The 17083-nt window shown below is 69.4% G+C and carries 13 protein-coding genes; 2 read left to right on the forward strand and 11 right to left on the reverse strand.

The genetic code is table 11. The annotated features are described in order from the left end of the window. The 5 genes from AC3XYG_RS22745 to AC3XYG_RS22765 form a co-directional block, all read right to left on the reverse strand. Positions 1-549 (reverse strand): molybdopterin-dependent oxidoreductase (locus tag AC3XYG_RS22745; protein ID WP_489142144.1); only part of this gene is annotated, 549 nt, incomplete at its 3' end. Further along, positions 546-779, reverse strand: coding sequence for a hypothetical protein (locus tag AC3XYG_RS22750; RefSeq protein ID WP_489142145.1), 234 nt, complete (start codon positions 777-779; stop codon positions 546-548). The genes AC3XYG_RS22745 and AC3XYG_RS22750, both read right to left, overlap by 4 nt. Positions 780-822: 43 nt before the next feature. Continuing rightward, a complete protein-coding gene (locus AC3XYG_RS22755) occupies positions 823-1653 on the reverse strand; it encodes a formate/nitrite transporter family protein (protein ID WP_489142146.1) in 831 nt (276 codons plus the stop codon). 49 nt (positions 1654-1702) lie between these two features. Continuing rightward, positions 1703-2926 carry an oxalate decarboxylase family bicupin gene (locus tag AC3XYG_RS22760; RefSeq protein ID WP_489142147.1) on the reverse strand — a complete coding sequence of 408 codons (1224 nt, stop codon included), beginning with the start codon at positions 2924-2926 and terminating at the stop codon, positions 1703-1705. A gap of 395 nt (positions 2927-3321) precedes the next feature. Then, entirely contained in the window at positions 3322-4542 is a 1221-nt protein-coding gene (locus AC3XYG_RS22765; protein ID WP_489142148.1) for an aminoglycoside phosphotransferase family protein, read from the reverse strand. A gap of 126 nt (positions 4543-4668) precedes the next feature. Between AC3XYG_RS22765 and AC3XYG_RS22770 the strand changes: the two genes are divergently transcribed. After that, positions 4669-5946, forward strand: a complete 1278-nt coding sequence (locus tag AC3XYG_RS22770) for a hypothetical protein (protein WP_489142149.1) — start codon at positions 4669-4671, stop codon at positions 5944-5946. A 1-nt stretch (position 5947) separates the two neighbouring features. On the opposite strand, the gene AC3XYG_RS22775 is transcribed toward AC3XYG_RS22770, so the two are convergent. The 5 genes from AC3XYG_RS22775 to AC3XYG_RS22795 all read right to left on the reverse strand — a co-directional run bounded on the left by AC3XYG_RS22775 (position 5948) and on the right by AC3XYG_RS22795 (position 10636). Next, on the reverse strand, positions 5948-6535 hold the full coding sequence (locus tag AC3XYG_RS22775; RefSeq protein WP_489142150.1) for a hypothetical protein: 588 nt from the start codon (positions 6533-6535) through the stop codon (positions 5948-5950). Further along, complete coding sequence (locus AC3XYG_RS22780) at positions 6532-7119, reverse strand: DUF4352 domain-containing protein (RefSeq protein WP_489142151.1); 588 nt, start codon at positions 7117-7119, stop codon at positions 6532-6534. The genes AC3XYG_RS22775 and AC3XYG_RS22780 overlap by 4 nt, the downstream gene beginning before the upstream one ends. Further along, entirely contained in the window at positions 7116-7733 is a 618-nt protein-coding gene (locus tag AC3XYG_RS22785; protein ID WP_489142152.1) for a hypothetical protein, read from the reverse strand. Before AC3XYG_RS22785 ends, AC3XYG_RS22780 begins: the two co-directional genes overlap by 4 nt. Before the next feature lie 81 nt (positions 7734-7814). Beyond that, entirely contained in the window at positions 7815-9953 is a 2139-nt protein-coding gene (locus tag AC3XYG_RS22790; protein ID WP_489142153.1) for a 2Fe-2S iron-sulfur cluster-binding protein, read from the reverse strand. Between the two features lie 53 nt (positions 9954-10006). Further along, positions 10007-10636 carry a glutathione S-transferase family protein gene (locus AC3XYG_RS22795; protein WP_489142154.1) on the reverse strand — a complete coding sequence of 210 codons (630 nt, stop codon included), beginning with the start codon at positions 10634-10636 and terminating at the stop codon, positions 10007-10009. Positions 10637-10743: 107 nt separating this feature from the next. Here AC3XYG_RS22795 and AC3XYG_RS22800 point away from each other — a divergent pair, with 107 nt between their 5' ends. Continuing rightward, positions 10744-11643, forward strand: coding sequence for a LysR family transcriptional regulator (locus AC3XYG_RS22800; RefSeq protein ID WP_489142155.1), 900 nt, complete (start codon positions 10744-10746; stop codon positions 11641-11643). 15 nt (positions 11644-11658) lie between these two features. Here the strand turns inward: AC3XYG_RS22800 and AC3XYG_RS22805 are convergent, their stop codons facing one another. Continuing rightward, positions 11659-17082: a DUF3320 domain-containing protein gene (locus AC3XYG_RS22805; protein ID WP_489142156.1), complete on the reverse strand. Its 5424-nt coding sequence runs from the start codon at positions 17080-17082 to the stop codon at positions 11659-11661. Position 17083: the final 1 nt, after the last annotated feature.

The following is a 17083-nucleotide window of genomic DNA, read 5'->3' on the forward strand; positions in this document are numbered from 1 at the left end:
GGTGAAGCGTTCGAGGCCGCGCTCGCGCAGCGGATTGAACACGACGATCGGCGCGCCGCGCTTCGCCACTTCGCGAAGCGTCGTCAGCATGCGCGGATGATTGGTGCCGGGGTTGTGGCCGACGCAGAACACGGCGTCGGCATGATCGAAGTCCTCGAGCGTGGCCGTGCCCTTGCCGACGCCGATCGACTTCGGCAGGCCGACGCTGGTCGCCTCGTGGCACATGTTCGAACAGTCGGGAAAGTTGTTGGTGCCGAATTCGCGGCCCATCAACTGATAGAGGAATGCCGCTTCGTTCGACGCGCGACCCGAGGTGTAGAACTCGGCCTGGTCCGGATGATCGAGCGCGCGCAGGCCCTCGCCGATCTTCGCGAAGGCGTCGTCCCAGCTGATCGGCACGAAACGATCGCTGGCGGCGTCGTGGATCATCGGATGCGTGAGGCGGCCTTCGTCCTCGAGGGCGTGGTCGGACCACGTCCACAATTCGCCGACCGGATGCGCCGCTAAGAATTCCGGGGTCGTGCGCTTGCTGGTCGCTTCCCAGGTCACCGCCTTGGCGCCGTTCTCGCAGAATTCGAAGGACGAGGTGTGCTTCGGGTCGGGCCAGGCGAGCCGGGGCAGTCGAACCCCGCCGGCTGGTTCATCCGCAACAGCGCGCGGGTATCTTCCGCGATCGCCATCTGGTCCTTGATCGCCCGGGCGACGGCCCCGAGCGCGCCCCAGCCGCCGGCCGGGCCGTCATAGGCTTTGACGCCCGGGACATCCTGGTCCTTGGCCATGGCACTGCTCCTCGAACACATCGGCGGATCACCGACGAAACCCTTACACCCGCGGCATGACGTTTGCGGGCCGCGGCGCCGCATTCGGGACCCCGGCCGCAGCAGTTGCCTCGCTGCCGCGCTCCTGCACCCAATAGCCCAGCCCGACCATCAGGCCGCCGCCGACGAGATTGCCGAGTGTCACCCACAACAGATTATGGACCGCGCCGCCGAAACTGACAGTGTCGGGATGCTCACCCAGCAGGGCCAGGGCGAACACGAACATGTTGGCGACCGAATGTTCGAAGCCGCAGGCGACGAAGATCGCGATCGGCCAGAAGATCAGCGCGATCTTGGCCGCATCGTTCTCGGTGCGGCCGCACATCCAGATGGCCAGGCAGACCAGCCAGTTGCACAAGAGGCCACGGGCGAACAGCTCATAGCCCGGCGCCGCCATTTTCGCGGCGACGACGGTGAAGAACTCGCTGCTGCCGTCGGCCAGCAGGGTGCCGCCGCCGGCCATGTGCAGCAGCGCCGCCAGCACGATGGCGCCGACGAGGTTGCCGAGCCAGCACATCACCCAGACGAGAAGGAGGTCGAGCGTGCTGCTCGACCCCCTGAGAACGGCGAACGGCATGTACATCGCCGTGCCCGTGAACAGCTCCGACCCCGCGAAGATCACGATGGTCAGGGCCGATGCAAAAACCGCCCCCATGACCAGGTGCGCCCAGGCCGGATCGGCATGGGCGCCCACGGTGAACATGAAGATGTCGCCGAAGCCGATATAGGCGCCGGCCAGGGCCGAGCCGACCAGGAAGCTGAACAGGTGCAGCCTGGCCATCACGGCCTTGTGGGCACCGGCCTCGGCGTATTTCGCAATCGTGTCACGGTACAAGCCCGCTCTCCTCATCTGATACGCCGAGACCAGAAACCCCGGGACGGGTTCAGGCCGGAATCACGGGCGACTTCTGCTTGCGCAGCGCGTCCATGACGGTCTTGTCGAGATTGAGATGCCCCTGCACCAGCTCCGGCGGCGTCAGGGCCAGCCACTGGTTCAGCGAGACGTCGGCGTAGTAGCCGCTCTTGAACATCTCGAGGAAGCGCAGCGTCGTGGAGCCGGTGTTCTCGATGTAGTGGCCCATGGCGAAGGGCACGTAGCCGACATCGCCGGCGACATAGTCGATGGTGCGGGCGGACCCGACCGCGCCGAACACGCCCATGCGGGCCTGGCCTTCGATGTAGTACTGCCATTCATCGGCATTCGGGTGCCAGTGCAGCTCGCGCATCCCGCCCGGCTCGATCTCGACCAGCGCCGCCGCGATCGTCTTGGAGGCCGGGAACACCGAGGAATCGGTGATGCGGACCGTGCCGCCCCTGGTCTTGATCGGATCCTGCGCCATCATCTTGTGGCTGAAGACCTGCGGCACCTGCTTGGCGCCGGCGATCTTGTCGCCCGCCAGCGGGCCCGGCACCGGCAGGTTGAAGATGTAGCGTTCACGCGGGTCCGGCGTGTGGCCGAAATACTTCGGGTCGACGCCGAAATTCTTGCCCAGCACGTCGGTCGGCACATGCTTGAACCAGTCGCTCAGCAGGAAGGTGCCGTCCTCGTCGAATTCACCGTCGTCGAAGACGAGCAGGAATTCGCAGCCATCCTTGCCCAGGCCCTGGATCGAATGCGGGATGCCCGAGGGGAAGTACCAGAGGTCGCCGACACCGACATCGTCGACGAAGTTGTTGCCCGCGGCGTCGACGGCGGAGATCCGCGCCTCGCCATAGAGCATGTAGGCCCATTCCGCCTGCTTGTGCCAATGCAGCTCACGCGTGCCGCCGGCGTTCAGGCGCATGTTCACGCCGGCGATGTTCTTGGAGACGCTGAGCTCGCGGATCGTGACCTGGCGGGTCCAGCCGCCCTCCTCCTGGCGCATATGCGAGTCGGAGAAGGAATAGCGCAGGTTCTGGAACGTGCCGCTGTCGGTCCGCGGCGGGTTCAGGAAGCTCGGGTTCTCCTGGTCGCGCACCAGGTCGCGCGGGCCCTGATCGGTGCCGCCGCGGCCGGGTTCCTTCGGCTGCAGGGCGTTCGTGTCCTGGGCATGTGCGGCACCCGCGGCGACGGCAAGGCCGCCCGCAGCCATGGTGCCGAGTGCGGCGCGGCGGTTGAACATGGTCATGGTTTTTCCTCCAGTCCTTGTCGTGGTCCCGGCTTTTCAGGGGCCGGACCGCACGCCGAAACACCGTGGCGGTGCGGCGGCGTCGTGAGATCCACGCGTCGATCGTCTTCCCCGGGGAGGCGGCGAAGGGGAGTCCGGACCAGCTGGTGTCCGGGCCCTCGCCCGCGCCGTTGGCCAAGGCCGATTGGCACGCTGGCTCACATGTCGGGATCGGGCCGCCGGTGCGGCCGGTGTTTCAAGCGAAACGCGCGGTGTCCCGGCGCTGGCCATGATGGCGATCCCGACAGTGATGCGCCGGGGAAGCAGACGCCTTTTCGAGATCACCGACCATTATATTGGCGGTCACTGCCGTAACCTTCAGTGGTACGGGGATCATACTTCGGTATAGGGGCCGGTCAGCGTCCCTGCCCGGCCTCGCCGAGGATCGTCAAAGTCCGGCGGAGCCAATCGGCGGGATCGGCGCGGTGATGCACGCGCTCCGCCGGTTCAATGTTGTCGAGAAAGCGCTGGTAGATCACGGCCTGCCGGGCGGCGGCGACCGGGGCGAGCAACTTGGCGGCGCGGTCGGGATCGGCGGCCGGAGCGATCTCGCGCCATTGTCGCAGCCAATGCGCGCGAACCGGCGCCAGGGCGTCGTCGGGAATCCGATCGAGGAAGGCCGGCTGGTCGAGCAGCGGATGCCCCACACCGCTGTCGCCCCAGTCGAGCAGGGTCAGGGCCTCGCCAGCGCCGCGGACATTGCCGGGATGGAAGTCGCCATGCACGAGCGTGTCGTCCAGGCCGCAGGCGGCGATGTCGGCGAAATGCTGCGGCAGGCCGTCCACGAAGCCGGCGAGGATCGCGCGATCCGCCGCATCGAGATCGTCAGCCGTCCGTTCGACCACGCTCGCGATCGCCGGCACGAGGGCCGGGGCGCGCCAATCCGCCAGGCCAAGCGCGACCAACTCATCCACCCGCCCCTGCCAGGAGCGTTGCAAGTCGGCCAGCAGCGTGACCATCCCCAGCAGCTGCGGCAGCGTCGCCTCATACAGATCCTCGCCCGGAATCTCGGCCAGCAGCACCCGCCCGTCGCCATGCCCGAGGAGCCTGGGGACCTGCCGGTCCTGCATCCGTGCCAGCAGCCGCCCCTCATGCGCAAAGAAGGCGGGCACCGCCTTCAGCCAGACCTCCTGCCCCTCGACCGGGATGCGCCAGAGGCTGGAGAGATTCCAGCTGCGGATCTGGACGGGCGGCGCCACCGGCCGCAGGCCGTGCCCGGCCAGGATGCCGGATGCCCACTTCAGGTCCGCGGCCGGCCCGCCGAGGCGGGCGTAGGATGGACGGAGGGGATGCTCCTCCAGTGCCCCCGACCAGGGCTCGGCCGGCACCCGCTGTGCGATTTCGGCGAGATAGGTGACACGTCCGCCATGGGGCCGCTCACGCTCCGTCTCCAGCAGCCGCAGGATGGTGACGTCGACGCCGTAGTGCTCGCGCACCGCCTGGACCACCGGCCAGGCCTCCTGCCACCAGGGCGTCGCCACCGCGACCGGCGGCAGGCGGCCCACGACCGCGCCATCCGGCGTCACCAGAACCAGCTCGGCTGTCCGCGGCGGCGTCTGGGGAAAGTCGGATGTCATCGGCAGGTCGATCCTGGAACAGTCGGCCGGGCTCGGCCGAGCACGGCACAAAAGCTTATGTCGCGGGTTATCGTCCCCGTCAAAGTGTGAGCCCTGTCCCGGATGGGGCCGGCCGTTGGGGGACGGATGCGACGGGAATTTCTGGCGCCGCTGGTGCTGACGGGAAGGCTGTGGGGACGCTTCTGGCCGCAGCTGACGCTGCTGGTGCTTGTCGGCATCGTCCTGAACGACCAGCTGGTGTGGCTGTCGGTGCAGGCCGGGCTGACCAACCGGCTGCTGGGGCTGACAACGCTGACCCTGGTGGTGCTGGTCAAGCTGGTCATCACGGTGACGATGTTCCTGGTGATGCGGCCCGCGCTGCCCGCCCTGGCCGCCGCCCATGCCACGGCGCTGGGCCCCGCCGGCACGGTGCCGGCCGATGGCACGCGCTTTCCCCGGCTGTCCTCGCTGGCGGCGGTGCTGACCATCACCCTGCTGCCCTTCTTCGCCTATTACACGGCCTGGGGATTGCTGGCGAACACGGTGCGGGAATACTCGATGGAGTACCTGCACCTGGCGGCCTTCGGCGGCAGCGGCAACCCGCTCGACATCACCGGTTCCTCTCTCGTGGTGCTGTCGGTCGTGGTGACCTGGGCGCTGCGCCGGCTGTTCAAGGCGATGAAGGACCGGACCGGGGCGCCGGTCTGGCGCATCCTGATCATCGTCTGCGAGACCAACTGGGCCTTCATCGGCCTCTACGTGCTGTCGCAATGGAAGAACGAGGCCTGGGCCTGGGCCGAGGGCACGCCGGTCTGGGACGCGCTGCGGCGGCTGTGGGAGGCGATCGTTCCGGTCGCCCAGGCCGCCCAAGCCGCGATGGTCCCGGTCGAACAGGCCCCGCCTGCCGCGTCCGACATCGTCACAAGCCTGTTCATTTACGCGATCCTGCCGGTGGCCTGGCTGATGATGGCGGCCGTGATCTACGGCCACGACATCGCCGCCGACCCCGGCTGGATGCGGCACCGGCGGCTGGAGCGGATCGGCAGCCGCTACAGGAGTCTGCCGAAGGCCCTGCGCGATTTCATCGACCATTTCATCCGCGGCTATCGCAACCGCTACCTGCCGATCGCCAACAGCGTGCGGCTGACGCTCGGGTCCAGCTTCGTGCTGATCCTGCTGCTGATCGTCGCCTGGCGGGCGATCGGCTGGGGTGCGATCTGGGCCCGGTACGGCATCTCGCATCTGATCGGGCCGCACGATGTCGATCTGTGGCTGGTGATCAACCAGGTGCCGTCGCTGCTGTTCGGCAGCGTGGTGGCCGCCACCCAGCCAGGCATCCTGCCCGAGGCGCTGCGCTATTGCCTGGTCGCCGCGGTGCTGGAAACCGCCTTCGCCCTGTCACGGAAGGAAGAACCGGCGCCGTGATCTAAGATGCGCGGTGGAAGCGCAGGAACCAGGGACGCTCGGACTGGACACTGACCGTCGGCTCCACCGATCCCGCCACATCCTTCGGCACGGCGAAGCTTTCCTCGACCTTCAGCACATCGCCCCGCTGGTGTGGGTCGCGGGTGATGCTGCCGCAGAGCATCACGTCGGCGCCCGAGGACGGCAGGCCGCCGAAACCCATCGCGGCCCAGCGCCGGCCCTGGCCATCGACCAGCGCGACCTGGCACGGCAGCCAGGACGCGTCGACGCCGGGCCCCCGCACCGTGACGCTGAAGCGGACCCGGATGGGCACCGCCCCGGGCGGCAGCCGCATCCCGGCCGCCTGGTCGGGCATCGCCTGGATCTCCTCCACCCGCCAGTCGGCGCCGGCATAGCGGCCCTCGGCACCGGCGTCGATGGTCGTCCCGAGCCATTCGCGGCCATGGGCCAGGTCGCTGATGCCCTCCCAGCCCGACAGGACGACGGCCAGGGGCACGGCGATCACCATCGCCCACAGGCTGCGGCGGCGCCAGCGACGCTCGTCGCGGCCGGCACGCAGCAGGGTGTCGTCAACGGGCGTGTCGGTCATGATCCACCCAGGCTCAGGGGCGGCTTCGTCAGGTCGAGCGTGTCGCGGATCTGCAGCGGCCGGCCATCGGTCCAGTCGAGACTGATCCGGACCAGGGAATCGAAACGCGGAAACCGCGCCTGCGACACGCGCAGCGTCGCCCCCTGCATCTGGTCCGCCGGCATCTCGAAGATGAACCAGCCGCGCACCGGCAGGCCGGGCTGCAGCGTCTGCAGCGAGACCAGCGGCAGGCTGCCGGACAGGCGCCCGCTCGGCGAATAGCGGGTGCCGGTCGGGCCTTCCCATTCGCCGCCCGCGACCGTGACCGTGGCATCGCGCGCCGCCAGGGTGGCGGTGACGACGGCCCAGACCCCGCCGGTGTCGCTGTTCTGCTCGAAGCCGGGATTGCCGAAGCGCAGCTGGCGGGCGAATTCGACCCGGTCGACGCGCACGGTGAAGCTGCGAGCGACGACGGTCTCGCCCGACATCCCGGAGATCGGAATCGGGCCGGTCAGCGTGTCGAAGCTGGGCGTGGTCTGCTGCATCGCGATCAGCAGGATCGCGGTGACGGCCAGTGCCGCCAGCTGGGCGAGCCGGCGGATCATGTCGGGTTCGCCGCCGGGGACGCTGCCGCGACGGGCAGGATCAGCGTGCCGAGCGGGTGCGGGGCATACCAGCCGGATTCCCCGCTGAGGCTGTTCTGCGCCTTGTAGACTTCGGTCCACACCGCCAGCGACAGTGTCTCCGGCACCGCGGCATCCTCCGGCATCTCCCAGGCGATCGCCACCCGCTCCGTCAGGTCCGGATGCAGTCCGAACAGGATGGCGCGGTCACGCTCCAGATACGCCATCGGCTGGCCGGCGGCCTTGGCCAGTGCCGGGTCGAGGCGCAGCGCGTCGGTGTAGTCGTTGCGGGTGCTGCCGGTCCGGTTGGTCATGTCGAGTTCGACCATCAGCACCTTCCGGCCCGGCCCGGCGGCGCGGCCATCCGGACCCGCGGGACCGATCGAGGCCGCCAGCGGCACGATCCGCCATTGTCCCGCATCGATCGTGCTGCCGGCGGCGAAGCGCGGCAGCTCTTCCTTCGGCAGCGTCCCGGCCACGGCGATCAGCCCGGCCACACCGGCGGCCAGGAAGCCGCCGATGCCGGTGGTCAGCCAGACCACCGTCTTCGTCTTGAACCCGTCGAGCCCCAGCCACTGCCGCAGCGACATTCCCATGATGCCGAAAGGCATCCCCCGTAATGGACTGATCGAACGCATCAGGGGGGAATTGGTTCCGGTTTTGGGAGGATTCCCGGCCTACAAATCCAGCACGAGCCGGTCGCCGGCCGGCACGGCGCAGCACACCAGGGCCTCGCCCGGCCGGGGCGCGCCGGCCGGCGGTTCGGCATAGGTCACGGCGCCCGCCACCACCCGCGCGGCACAGGTGCCGCACAGGCCGGAGCGGCAGCTCCATGGCGCCTCGATCCCCGCCGCCTCGGCGAGGTCGAGCAGCGAGCCCTTCGACGGGTCCCAATCGGCGCTGCGGCCGGAGGCGCTGAACTCCACCTTGGCCGTGGCGGCGGCCGGCGGCAGCGGCGTCGCATCGGCCGGCCCGGCCGGCGCCGCGGCGAAGGCCTCGCTGCGGATCCGCTCCGGCCGCACCCCGAGCTGGGCCAGCACCTGCTGCATCGCTTGCATGAACCCGGCGGGGCCGCAGAGATAGACGTCATAGTCATCGAGCGGCAGCAGGCGGCGCAGCAGGTCGGCATCGATATGGCCGGCATCGTCATAGTCGCGGCCCTGGACGTCCCGCGACCGCGGCCGGCTGTAGCGGATATGCGTGGTCAGGGTGTAGGCCCGCCCGGACAGCCCCCGGACATGATCGGCGAAGGCATGTTCGGACCCGTCGCGGGCGGCATGCACGAACCACAGGCCGCGGCCGGGATGGCGCAGCCGGTCTATGTTGCGGCCGACCAGCTGGTTCAGCATGGCGACCATCGGCGTGACCCCGACCCCGGCCGACAGCAGCAGCACCGGCCGGCGGCTGTCGGCGTCGAGCGTGAAGTCGCCCCGCGGCGCCAGCGCCCGGATGGTGTCGCCGACCCCGACATGGTCGTGCAGCCAGGAACTGGCCAGGCCGGGCGTGCCGTCCGGCCGGGTCTCGCGCTTGACGCTGATGCGGTAACTGTGGCCGTCGGGCGCGTCGGACAGGGTGTAGGTGCGCCGCACCGGCTGGTCCCGGCCCGGAATGTCCAGAGCGATCGGAAGGAACTGGCCCGGCTGGTGCGCGACGACGCTGCCGCCATCCGCCAGGACCAGGGTGAAGGACCGCACCGTCCTGCTTTCCTCGACGACGCCGGTGACGGTGAAGGGCCGCAGCTGGTTGCGCGTCGCCGCTGCCTGCATGGTCTGCGCCACGTCCGCCCAGGTGCCGGTGGCGGCCAGCTGCGACGCGTATTCCGGCGCCGACCAGCGCAGCGGCACCGCGTCCTCGATCCAATGCCCCTCGGCCAGGCGGAAGCGCAGCAGCCGTTCGGCCCCGGCGAAGGCCTCGACCTCCGGCCCGCTCCAGATCACCTCGGCCGTGCCGATCAGCTGCAGCACGCCGCCATTCGCGAAATCGACGAAGACCAGCCCGGCGCGCGGATCGGCCTCGATGTTGCCGAAGGTGTTGAAGAAGAAGTTGCCGAGGAAATCCGGCACGGTCAGCACCGTCTGCCCGCCTTCCTCCTCCACCCTGACGAAGCCGGGTCTGCCGCCGCGATGCGAGACGTCGACGCCCTCCGACGGGCTGCCGCCCGCCTCCGCTTCGGCTGCCCCCGCCTTGGCCGAACGCGTGGCGATGAAGAAGGTGTCGGCACTTGCGACCAAGGCCGCCGCCTGGGGCGACAGCACCCGCCCTTCCGCCCGCACCGGCCGCTTCTTCGCCAAGCTCTCGGGCGTGGCGACGAAGCGCGGCCGGCGCACCTGGATGTATTGCGGGCAGTTGCCGAAGCTCTGCCCGACCCGGATGGCGAAGCCACCGGCGGAGCGGTCGATGACGGTGCCGTTCATCCGGTTGCGCCGCCGCGTCTCCAGCTGGATGCCGAGCAGGCCGATCGGCGCGCCGGCCGCCAGATTGGCGCCCAGCGGGTCGCCATAGGCCGCCCGGGCCGCGACGGTCAGGGTCTCCGGGTCGGGCGACTTCAGGAAACCGGGATGGCCGGACAGGATCGAGGCCCAGGGCCGGCCGGCAGCATCGAGGCTGCCGACCACCACGAAGGGCAGCATGGCGAAGAAGTCGCGATGCTGGTCCGGCATCATGCCGCGGATGGCCCGCCGCCCGGTCTGCGCCATCCGGTCGCGAATCCCGACCCGGGCCTGGACAGCCTGTTCGCCGGGGTGGAACGCCGGCTCGGCATGTGGCCAGCCGGGCAGCGGCGCGGCCAGAGTGCCTGTGACAGTGGCGGTGGCCATGATGCACCTCGAAAGGTTGCAGCGTTCAGTATCAGGCGATACTTGCCGGCGGCTTACGCCGCGACGGCCGTGCGCTGGATCGGCACGAAGCCGGGCAGCGCCTCGACCCGGTCCAGCCAGGCCTGGATGTTGGGATAGGGCGCGAGCGACACCCCGCCCTCCGGCGCCACGGCGGTGTACGTGTACAGCGCGATGTCGGCGATGGTCGGCTGAGCGCCGGTCAGGAAGCGGCCCCCGGCCAGATGCGCCTCCAGCACTTTGTACAGCCGGGCGGCCATCTTCTTGGCGCCATCCTGGTCGAGCTTGGCGCCGAACACGGTGACGAGGCGCGCCGCCGCCGGCCCATAGGCCAGGAACCCGGCGGCGACGGACAACCAGCGCTGCACCTGGGCGGCGGCCACCGGGTCGCGCGGCAGCCAGTGGCCCGTGCCGTCATAGCGGCTGGCGAGATAGACCAGGATGCCGTTGCTGTCGGTCAGGGTGACCTCGCCATCCTCGATCACCGGCACCTGGCCGAACGGGCTGCGGGCCAGGAATTCCGGCGTGCGGTTGGCGCCGCTGGCGAGGTCGACATCAATGATCTCGACCGGCAGCCCGAGCAGCGACAGAAACAGCTCGACCCGATGGGAGTGGCCGGACAGGACGTGGCGGTAGAGCCGGATGGGCTGGGCGGGAACAGGCATGGCGGCGGCCTTTCGGGAGGTTTTCGTTCCCTGAACATGCCTATTCCGCGTGGTAACGAGAATATCCAGGCTTGACACTACACTGTTCCAGATTTTGAAATAGCGGCATGGACCGGCTGGACAGCATGCGGATCTTCGTCGCGGTGGCGGAGGCCGGCGGCTTCGCCGCGGCGGCCCGCCAGCTGGCGCTGTCGCCGCCGGCGGTAACCCGGGCTGTGGCGGCGGTGGAGGAGCGGGTCGGTGCCCGGCTGCTGCATCGCACCACCCGGATCGTCCGCCTGACCGAGGCCGGCACCCGGTTCCTGGAGGATTGCCGCCGCATCCTGGCGGTGATCGAGGAGGCGGAGGCCGCGGCGGCCGGGTCGCATGGCGAGCCGCGCGGCCGGGTCTCGGTCACCGCGTCGACACTGTTCGGCCGGCTGCATGTCGCGCCGATCCTGCTCGAGGCCACGGCCCGCCACCCGCAGATGGTGGTGCGCAGCTTCTTCGTCGACCGCATCGTCAACCTGGCCGAGGAAGGCTACGACGTCGCCGTGCGCATCGCCGAACTGCGGGATTCCGGCCTGAGCGCCATCCGTGTTGGCACGCTGCGGCGCGTGGTGTGCGCCGCCCCCGCCTATCTGGCCGCGCATGGCACGCCGCACACCCTGGCCGAGCTGGCCGAGCATGAGGCGGTCCCGTTCGGCCAGGGCATCGCCGCCCGGGACTGGGTGTTCCGCCGCGGCGACCGGACCGAGACGGTCACGCCGCGGGCACGGCTGATCGTCAACCAGGCCGAGATCGCCGTGACCGCCGCGGTGGCCGGGCGCGGCCTGACCCGGGTGCTGTCCTACCAAATGGCGGCGGAGCACCGCGCCGGCCAGCTGGAGATCGTGCTGGAGGCGTTCGAGCCGCCGCCGATCCCGGTCCATGTCGTGCACCAGGACGGCCGCCGCGCCAGCACCCGGGTGCGCGCGCTGGTCGACATCCTGGTCGACCGGCTGCGGGCCGACCCGGTGCTGCGCTGAGCGGCCTGTCGAGGTTCAGACCGAAGAAGCGACGGGCTCTCCGGCCACCAGCAGGCTTCCCTGCTGCACCAGCACGGCCTGGCCGGTCAGAGCGTCGGTCTGGGACTGGATGACGTCGCGGAGCTGGGCGCTGGTGGCCTTGAACCCGAACAATCGCGCGACCGTCTGGACGATCTCGTCCGGGCTGGCGCCGAGATTGGCCCGCACGGTCTGAAGGATCGCCGCCGCGATCTCGCGTGGCGGCAGCATCTCCGGCTTGCGCAGCGTCGCCGAGACCACGCCGCTGCGATCCCGCACCCGGATGGACGCGGATGGCATGGACAGGAAATGATCCTCCCGCTCCACCCACTTTGCAGCGACCGCAGCCTTCACCCCTCGCTCGACCGCAGACTGAATGCGGGCACCCGCCCGCTGCAGGCCCCAGGCCGACCGAAGCCGGACGACAACCTCGTCGACATGCACGGGCCCCTCGATCGCGACGATCTTCTCAACCAGATCCGCCAGCATTCCAGTGGGCGTCTCGTGCAGATCATAAGTGCCGGGCCGGACGGGCGAAGCTTCCACATACGCGTTGGACTCGCCGACGGGGACCGCCACGTCCGCCAAGCCGATCTCGGTGACGTCGGCCCGTTCGATCGTGACCACCTCGACCGGCACGGCACGACTGCGGCTTTCGCCCCGCTCCAGCCGCGCATCCAGCTCGGCCTTCGCCGCCTCGATCGCCGTGACGACGCGATCAAGCTGTTCCTGCGGCCGCTGGAACCAGTCCGTGCTCCAGATGCGATGGATGATCCAGCCGTGATCTTCGAGCACGGCTTGCCGCAACCGGTCGCGATCGCGGGCGGATCGCGCCCCGTGATAGGCGGCACCGTCGCATTCGATGCCCAGGAGGTAGCGGCCCGGTCGCGCCGGATCGGCGATCGCCAAGTCGATAAAGAAGCCGGCGATACCGACCTGCGGGTGGACCTGGTAGCCCCGCTTCTGAAGCGCGGCCGCAACCTGGACTTCGAAGGCGCTGTCGTGATCGCGTCCCGTAGCCTGCGCCATGGACAGCCGCCCGGTGCGGGCATAATGCAGGAACAGCTTGAAGGCGAAGACACCCTTGCCCTTGCCGCGCTCCAGGTCGATGTCCTCATCCGTGATCGACGAGAAGACCTCGCATCTCCGCTTGGCCCGGCTGATGAGCACATTGAGCCGGCGCTCGCCGCCATCGGCGCTGAGCGGGCCGAACCGCATGGCCATGTGGCCCTGCGGATTGCGGCCGTAGCCGACCGAAATCAGGATCACGTCGCGCTCGTCGCCCTGGACGTTCTCAAGGTTCTTGACGAAGAACGGCTCGCTGGGATGGGCGTGGAAGAACGGCTCCGTGTCCGGGTTGAGCCGGCGCAGCAGTTCCAGCTGGTCCTGGATCGCCCGCCGCTGCTTGACCGAGAAGGTGGCGACACCGAGCGACAGATCCGGCGTCGCCTTGGCATGCCGGATGATGGCCTCGGCCACGGCCTTCGCCTCCACGGCATTCGTGCCGGTGTTGCCGGAATCGAAGACGCCGTCGGCAATATGATGGAACAGCAGTCCCATGCCGGCTTCCTGGGTGTAGGGGCTCGGCACGATGAACAGCTTGTTCTCATAGAACTGGCTGTTGGAGACGGCGATCAGGGATTGGTGCCGGCTGCGATAGTGCCAGCGCAGCATGCGCTGCGGCAGGCCGCGTGCCGTGAACAGGCCGAGGATGCTTTCGATATCCGCCACCTGGGCGCCGTCCCGATCGTCGTCATCGTCGGGCTGGCCGCCGGTCATCTTGGCGAAGAACTTGGTCGGCGGCAACTGGCGCTCGTCGCCGACGACGACCACCTGGCGGCAACGGGCGATGGCCCCCAGCGCGTCGACGGGCTGGATCTGGCTGGCCTCGTCCATGACAAGCAGGTCGAAGCTCAATTGCCCCGGCGGCAGGAACTGCGCGACCGACAGCGGGCTCATCATCAGGACCGGCTTCAAGGCCTGGATCGCTGGCGACGCCTTCTGCATCAGTTGGCGGATCGGCATATGGCCGCGCCGCCGCGCCATCTCCGCCCGCAGCACACCCAGCGGACCGACCCCGCCGCCGCTCGGCGGGATGCGCCGATGATGGGCGCGGACGACCTCCAGGCTGGCCGCGGCGATACGCTGGCGATCGAGATCGGCGAACTCCTTGGCCAGCCGGCCGTGGAGCTGGCCGTCGAACCGGGCCAGTGCCGGCTCGACCCGGATCTGGTCGGAGAACAGCGCCTCGTAATAGGCCATCTCGAAGGTCGGCACTGCATCTGCCGGCACCAGCTGGCCATCCTCGAGCCGGTCGACGATCGCGCCGACGCCCAGTGCGCGGCCTCGATCCGCCCGCTCCCGATAGGCCACCCATTTCGAAAGCTGTTCGGCTTGGTCGAGCCAGAGAGAGAAGCGCGCGACGATGGTCGCTGCGGGCAGGTCAGCCACGCGAGCCGTCCCGAAAATCGTGGCACTGCCGGCCCGCAGGCCCGAGAGCAGCCCCTCCGCTGCCGCCAGAAAAGCGCTTAGATCGTCTTCGATGACGGCCGCCCGCTCGGCGGGTCCCTGGCGATCCGCCAGCCGCACCACCAGGGGCCGAATGTCGGGATTGGCGTCGACCCACTGCGCCGCGGCAACCAGCCTGGGCCAATCCGAACCGGCCCCGGCCCAGAGGCTGCCGAACACCGCCGTTCCGAGCCCGTCGCCGCCGGTGATGGTGCTGGCGGCGGCCTGGCCGGCCATCAGGCGTTCCAGCACCGGCAGCCTGTCGCCGCGGGTCGCAGGACAGCCCGGCATGATGGTGCGGCAGACCGCATCAGCCGAGAACACGATACCAATGCGCGCGATGACCAGCGGCAGCGGCGCCCGCTCGATCGTCAGGGCATCGTCGAACCGCGCCGCGGCCGTCGCCCCGAAGTCGGTCCACATCGCCTCCAGCAGCGGGCGGGCTTCCTCCAGAAGGACCCGGACACGGGCGGTGCGTTCGGCGATCTCGGACCGATCCGGCAATCGGCTGGCGATCAGGCGGGGTTCGGCGCCCAGGCCGCGAAGGCTACGCATCCAGGACACCAGCGCATGCAACGGGGCCGCTGATGACCGATCGCCCCGCCAATCCGCGCCGAAGGCGGCGCGGCCGAAATCGTCCTTTTCGCGGACCACCCGCAGCGCCGTCTGCCCTTTGGCAAGGGTGTCGAGCAAGGCCAGCAGGTCGGGCAGCGGGGGATCCTGCTCGGTGAGGACGGATTTGACCAGACGATTGGCCCGGCGCCAGTCGCCGCTCAGGGTCCGCAGCAGACCCGTCCCGTGCGTGGCCAGGATCTGGCGGGCCGGCGCAAGGTCGGTCGACCACGCCACCTCCGCGAGACGGCTGCCGATGGCGGCGCGGGCCCGTTCCAGGCCCTCGACCGCTTCGGCCAGATCCGCCGCCTGCTCGACGCCTTGGTCCCAGACGGCCGCGGACAGCGCCTCCGGACTGGCGTCGGGTGCCGCGGCGACACGCTCGCCGGTGGTCACGGCATGGCCGATCGCAAGCATCGTGTCGGCAGCGTCCTGGAGACCGAGGCGGGCCTGGAGGCGCTTCGTCTCGGCGACGAGCTTCGGCAGCAGCTCATGGAGCCGGCCGATGCGCTCGAAGGCCGCCGGCCCGAAATCGCCCGGTAAGGATTCGAGGCGGGATCGCGTGTCGGCCACCGCGGTCGTCCAGGCGGAGGGAAGCACGGCACCGTCGAGCGCCGCCTGCAGGCGGGCGAGTTCGGAACCGGCGTCGAGCAGCTTCGCCACCTCCGGGCGACGGCTGTCCCATTCCGGGGCGGACATGGCGTCCGATGCCAGATCCGGCGCCCCGGCGACCCGACGCGCCGTCACCGCAATCGCTGCGAAATCCTTCAGCGCAGCCGGAGGCGGCAGATCGAGGCCCGACGCCACATCGGCCTGCCCCGCGGCGATCGCTTCGAGGCGCAGCTTCAGATCGGCGACGCGCTGGACGAGCCGTTCGACATCCGTCGGCAGGACCACATCCAGCCCGACACCACGCCACGGATGATCGGCCGGACGGCCGATGTCGCCGACCCTTTGGGCCAGCTCCTGCAGCAGCCCTTCGCGCGATATCCGGTCATCCGGCGACCATGTCTCCGGCCGGACAAGCGCAAGGTCGGCCGGCCGGCGCCCGTCCTGGCGCAGCCGGGTCAGCTGGCCGATGACCTGATAGGGCGTCAGTCCGGCCGTGCCATGCCGGGCGTGCATCCGGGCGGCATGATCGTTCAGGACATTCCGGGCCTCCAGCAACCGGCTGTTGAGGCTGGTCTCGAAGTCGCCCTTGGGTGAGCCGAGATCCCAGGTGCGGCGCAGCTCCTCCAGCAGCAGGCGCTTGTTGGCCTTGTTGCTGTGCAATTCCAGGCACGCATCGCCAACACCGGCACGGTCCAGCCGCCGCTTCACCACATCCAGGGCCGCCATCTTCTCGGCCACGAACAGGACGGTCTTTCCGTCGGCCACGGCGGATGCGATGACGTTGGCGATGGTCTGCGACTTGCCGGTGCCCGGCGGCCCCTGGATCACCAGGTCGCGGCCGGCCCGGACGTCGTGCACGGCGAGGGTCTGCGAACTGTCGCTGTCGACGATGTGCAGCATCTCCGCCGGCGGAATGTGCGGATCGATCGAGCCGTCTTCCGAGATCAGGTCCTCGCGGCTTTCGAAGCCATCCGCCAGCAGCGACCGGATGATCGGCTGGGCAACCAGCCGGCCCTCGGCCGGCCAGGCCTCCGGGTCGAGGTCCCGGTACATCAGGAATTTCGAGAAAGAGAAGAAGCCGAGCACGATATCGTCCGGCTGCACCGCCCAGCCGGGCTTGGACGAAACCGCGTCGGCGACAGCAGACAGATAGGCGGCGGGGTCGAAATCCTCGCCCGGTTCGAACGGCGGCAGCTTCAGCGTGTGAACCCGGTCGAGATAGGCTTCCAGGGACAGGTTGGCGGCCTGGTCTTCCTGCCGCCACCGCAGCTTGAAGCGTTCACCGGCGGTGCCGCGCTCGAGGCCGACCGGCACCAGGATCAACGGCGCATAACGGATATTGGCGGCATTCGTCGGGTCGATCCATTTGAGCGTGCCGAGCGCCAGGAACAGGATATTGACGCCCTGTTCCTCTTCGAGGGTCCGCGCATCGTGATAGAGTTCGAGAAGTCGCTTCTGCAGTCCCTTCGGCGTGAAGCGCGTCTGTAGGCGCGTATCGCTGTGCCGTGCGCTGACCCCGCGGTCGTCGGTCTCCTCATCCTCGGGTTGGGCAAGCTCTTCGATCTCGCCTATCTCGTCCGCAGGTTCGGTCTCATCGCCAGCACGGGCCGCCTTTCCGGCGACGAAGGTGAAGGGTCGACTGTCCCGTACCAACAGGCGAAAAATTTCCGCCGTCTTCTCGTCGATGATC

This window comes from Inquilinus sp. (assembly GCF_057815775.1).

What these genes read in the sequence shown, in the direction of transcription:
- AC3XYG_RS22785 (WP_489142152.1), bottom strand. Translation starts at nt 7,733, where the DNA reads ATGGGAATGTCGCTGCGGCAGTGGCTGGGGCTCGACGGGTTCAAGACG.
- AC3XYG_RS22790 (WP_489142153.1), bottom strand. Translation starts at nt 9,953, where the DNA reads ATGGCCACCGCCACTGTCACAGGCACTCTGGCCGCGCCGCTGCCCGGC.
- AC3XYG_RS22775 (WP_489142150.1), bottom strand. Translation starts at nt 6,535, where the DNA reads ATGACCGACACGCCCGTTGACGACACCCTGCTGCGTGCCGGCCGCGAC.
- AC3XYG_RS22765 (WP_489142148.1), bottom strand. Translation starts at nt 4,542, where the DNA reads ATGACATCCGACTTTCCCCAGACGCCGCCGCGGACAGCCGAGCTGGTT.
- AC3XYG_RS22800 (WP_489142155.1), top strand. Translation starts at nt 10,744, where the DNA reads ATGGACCGGCTGGACAGCATGCGGATCTTCGTCGCGGTGGCGGAGGCC.
- AC3XYG_RS22780 (WP_489142151.1), bottom strand. Translation starts at nt 7,119, where the DNA reads ATGATCCGCCGGCTCGCCCAGCTGGCGGCACTGGCCGTCACCGCGATC.
- AC3XYG_RS22750 (WP_489142145.1), bottom strand. Translation starts at nt 779, where the DNA reads ATGGCCAAGGACCAGGATGTCCCGGGCGTCAAAGCCTATGACGGCCCG.
- AC3XYG_RS22770 (WP_489142149.1), top strand. Translation starts at nt 4,669, where the DNA reads ATGCGACGGGAATTTCTGGCGCCGCTGGTGCTGACGGGAAGGCTGTGG.
- AC3XYG_RS22760 (WP_489142147.1), bottom strand. Translation starts at nt 2,926, where the DNA reads ATGACCATGTTCAACCGCCGCGCCGCACTCGGCACCATGGCTGCGGGC.
- AC3XYG_RS22795 (WP_489142154.1), bottom strand. Translation starts at nt 10,636, where the DNA reads ATGCCTGTTCCCGCCCAGCCCATCCGGCTCTACCGCCACGTCCTGTCC.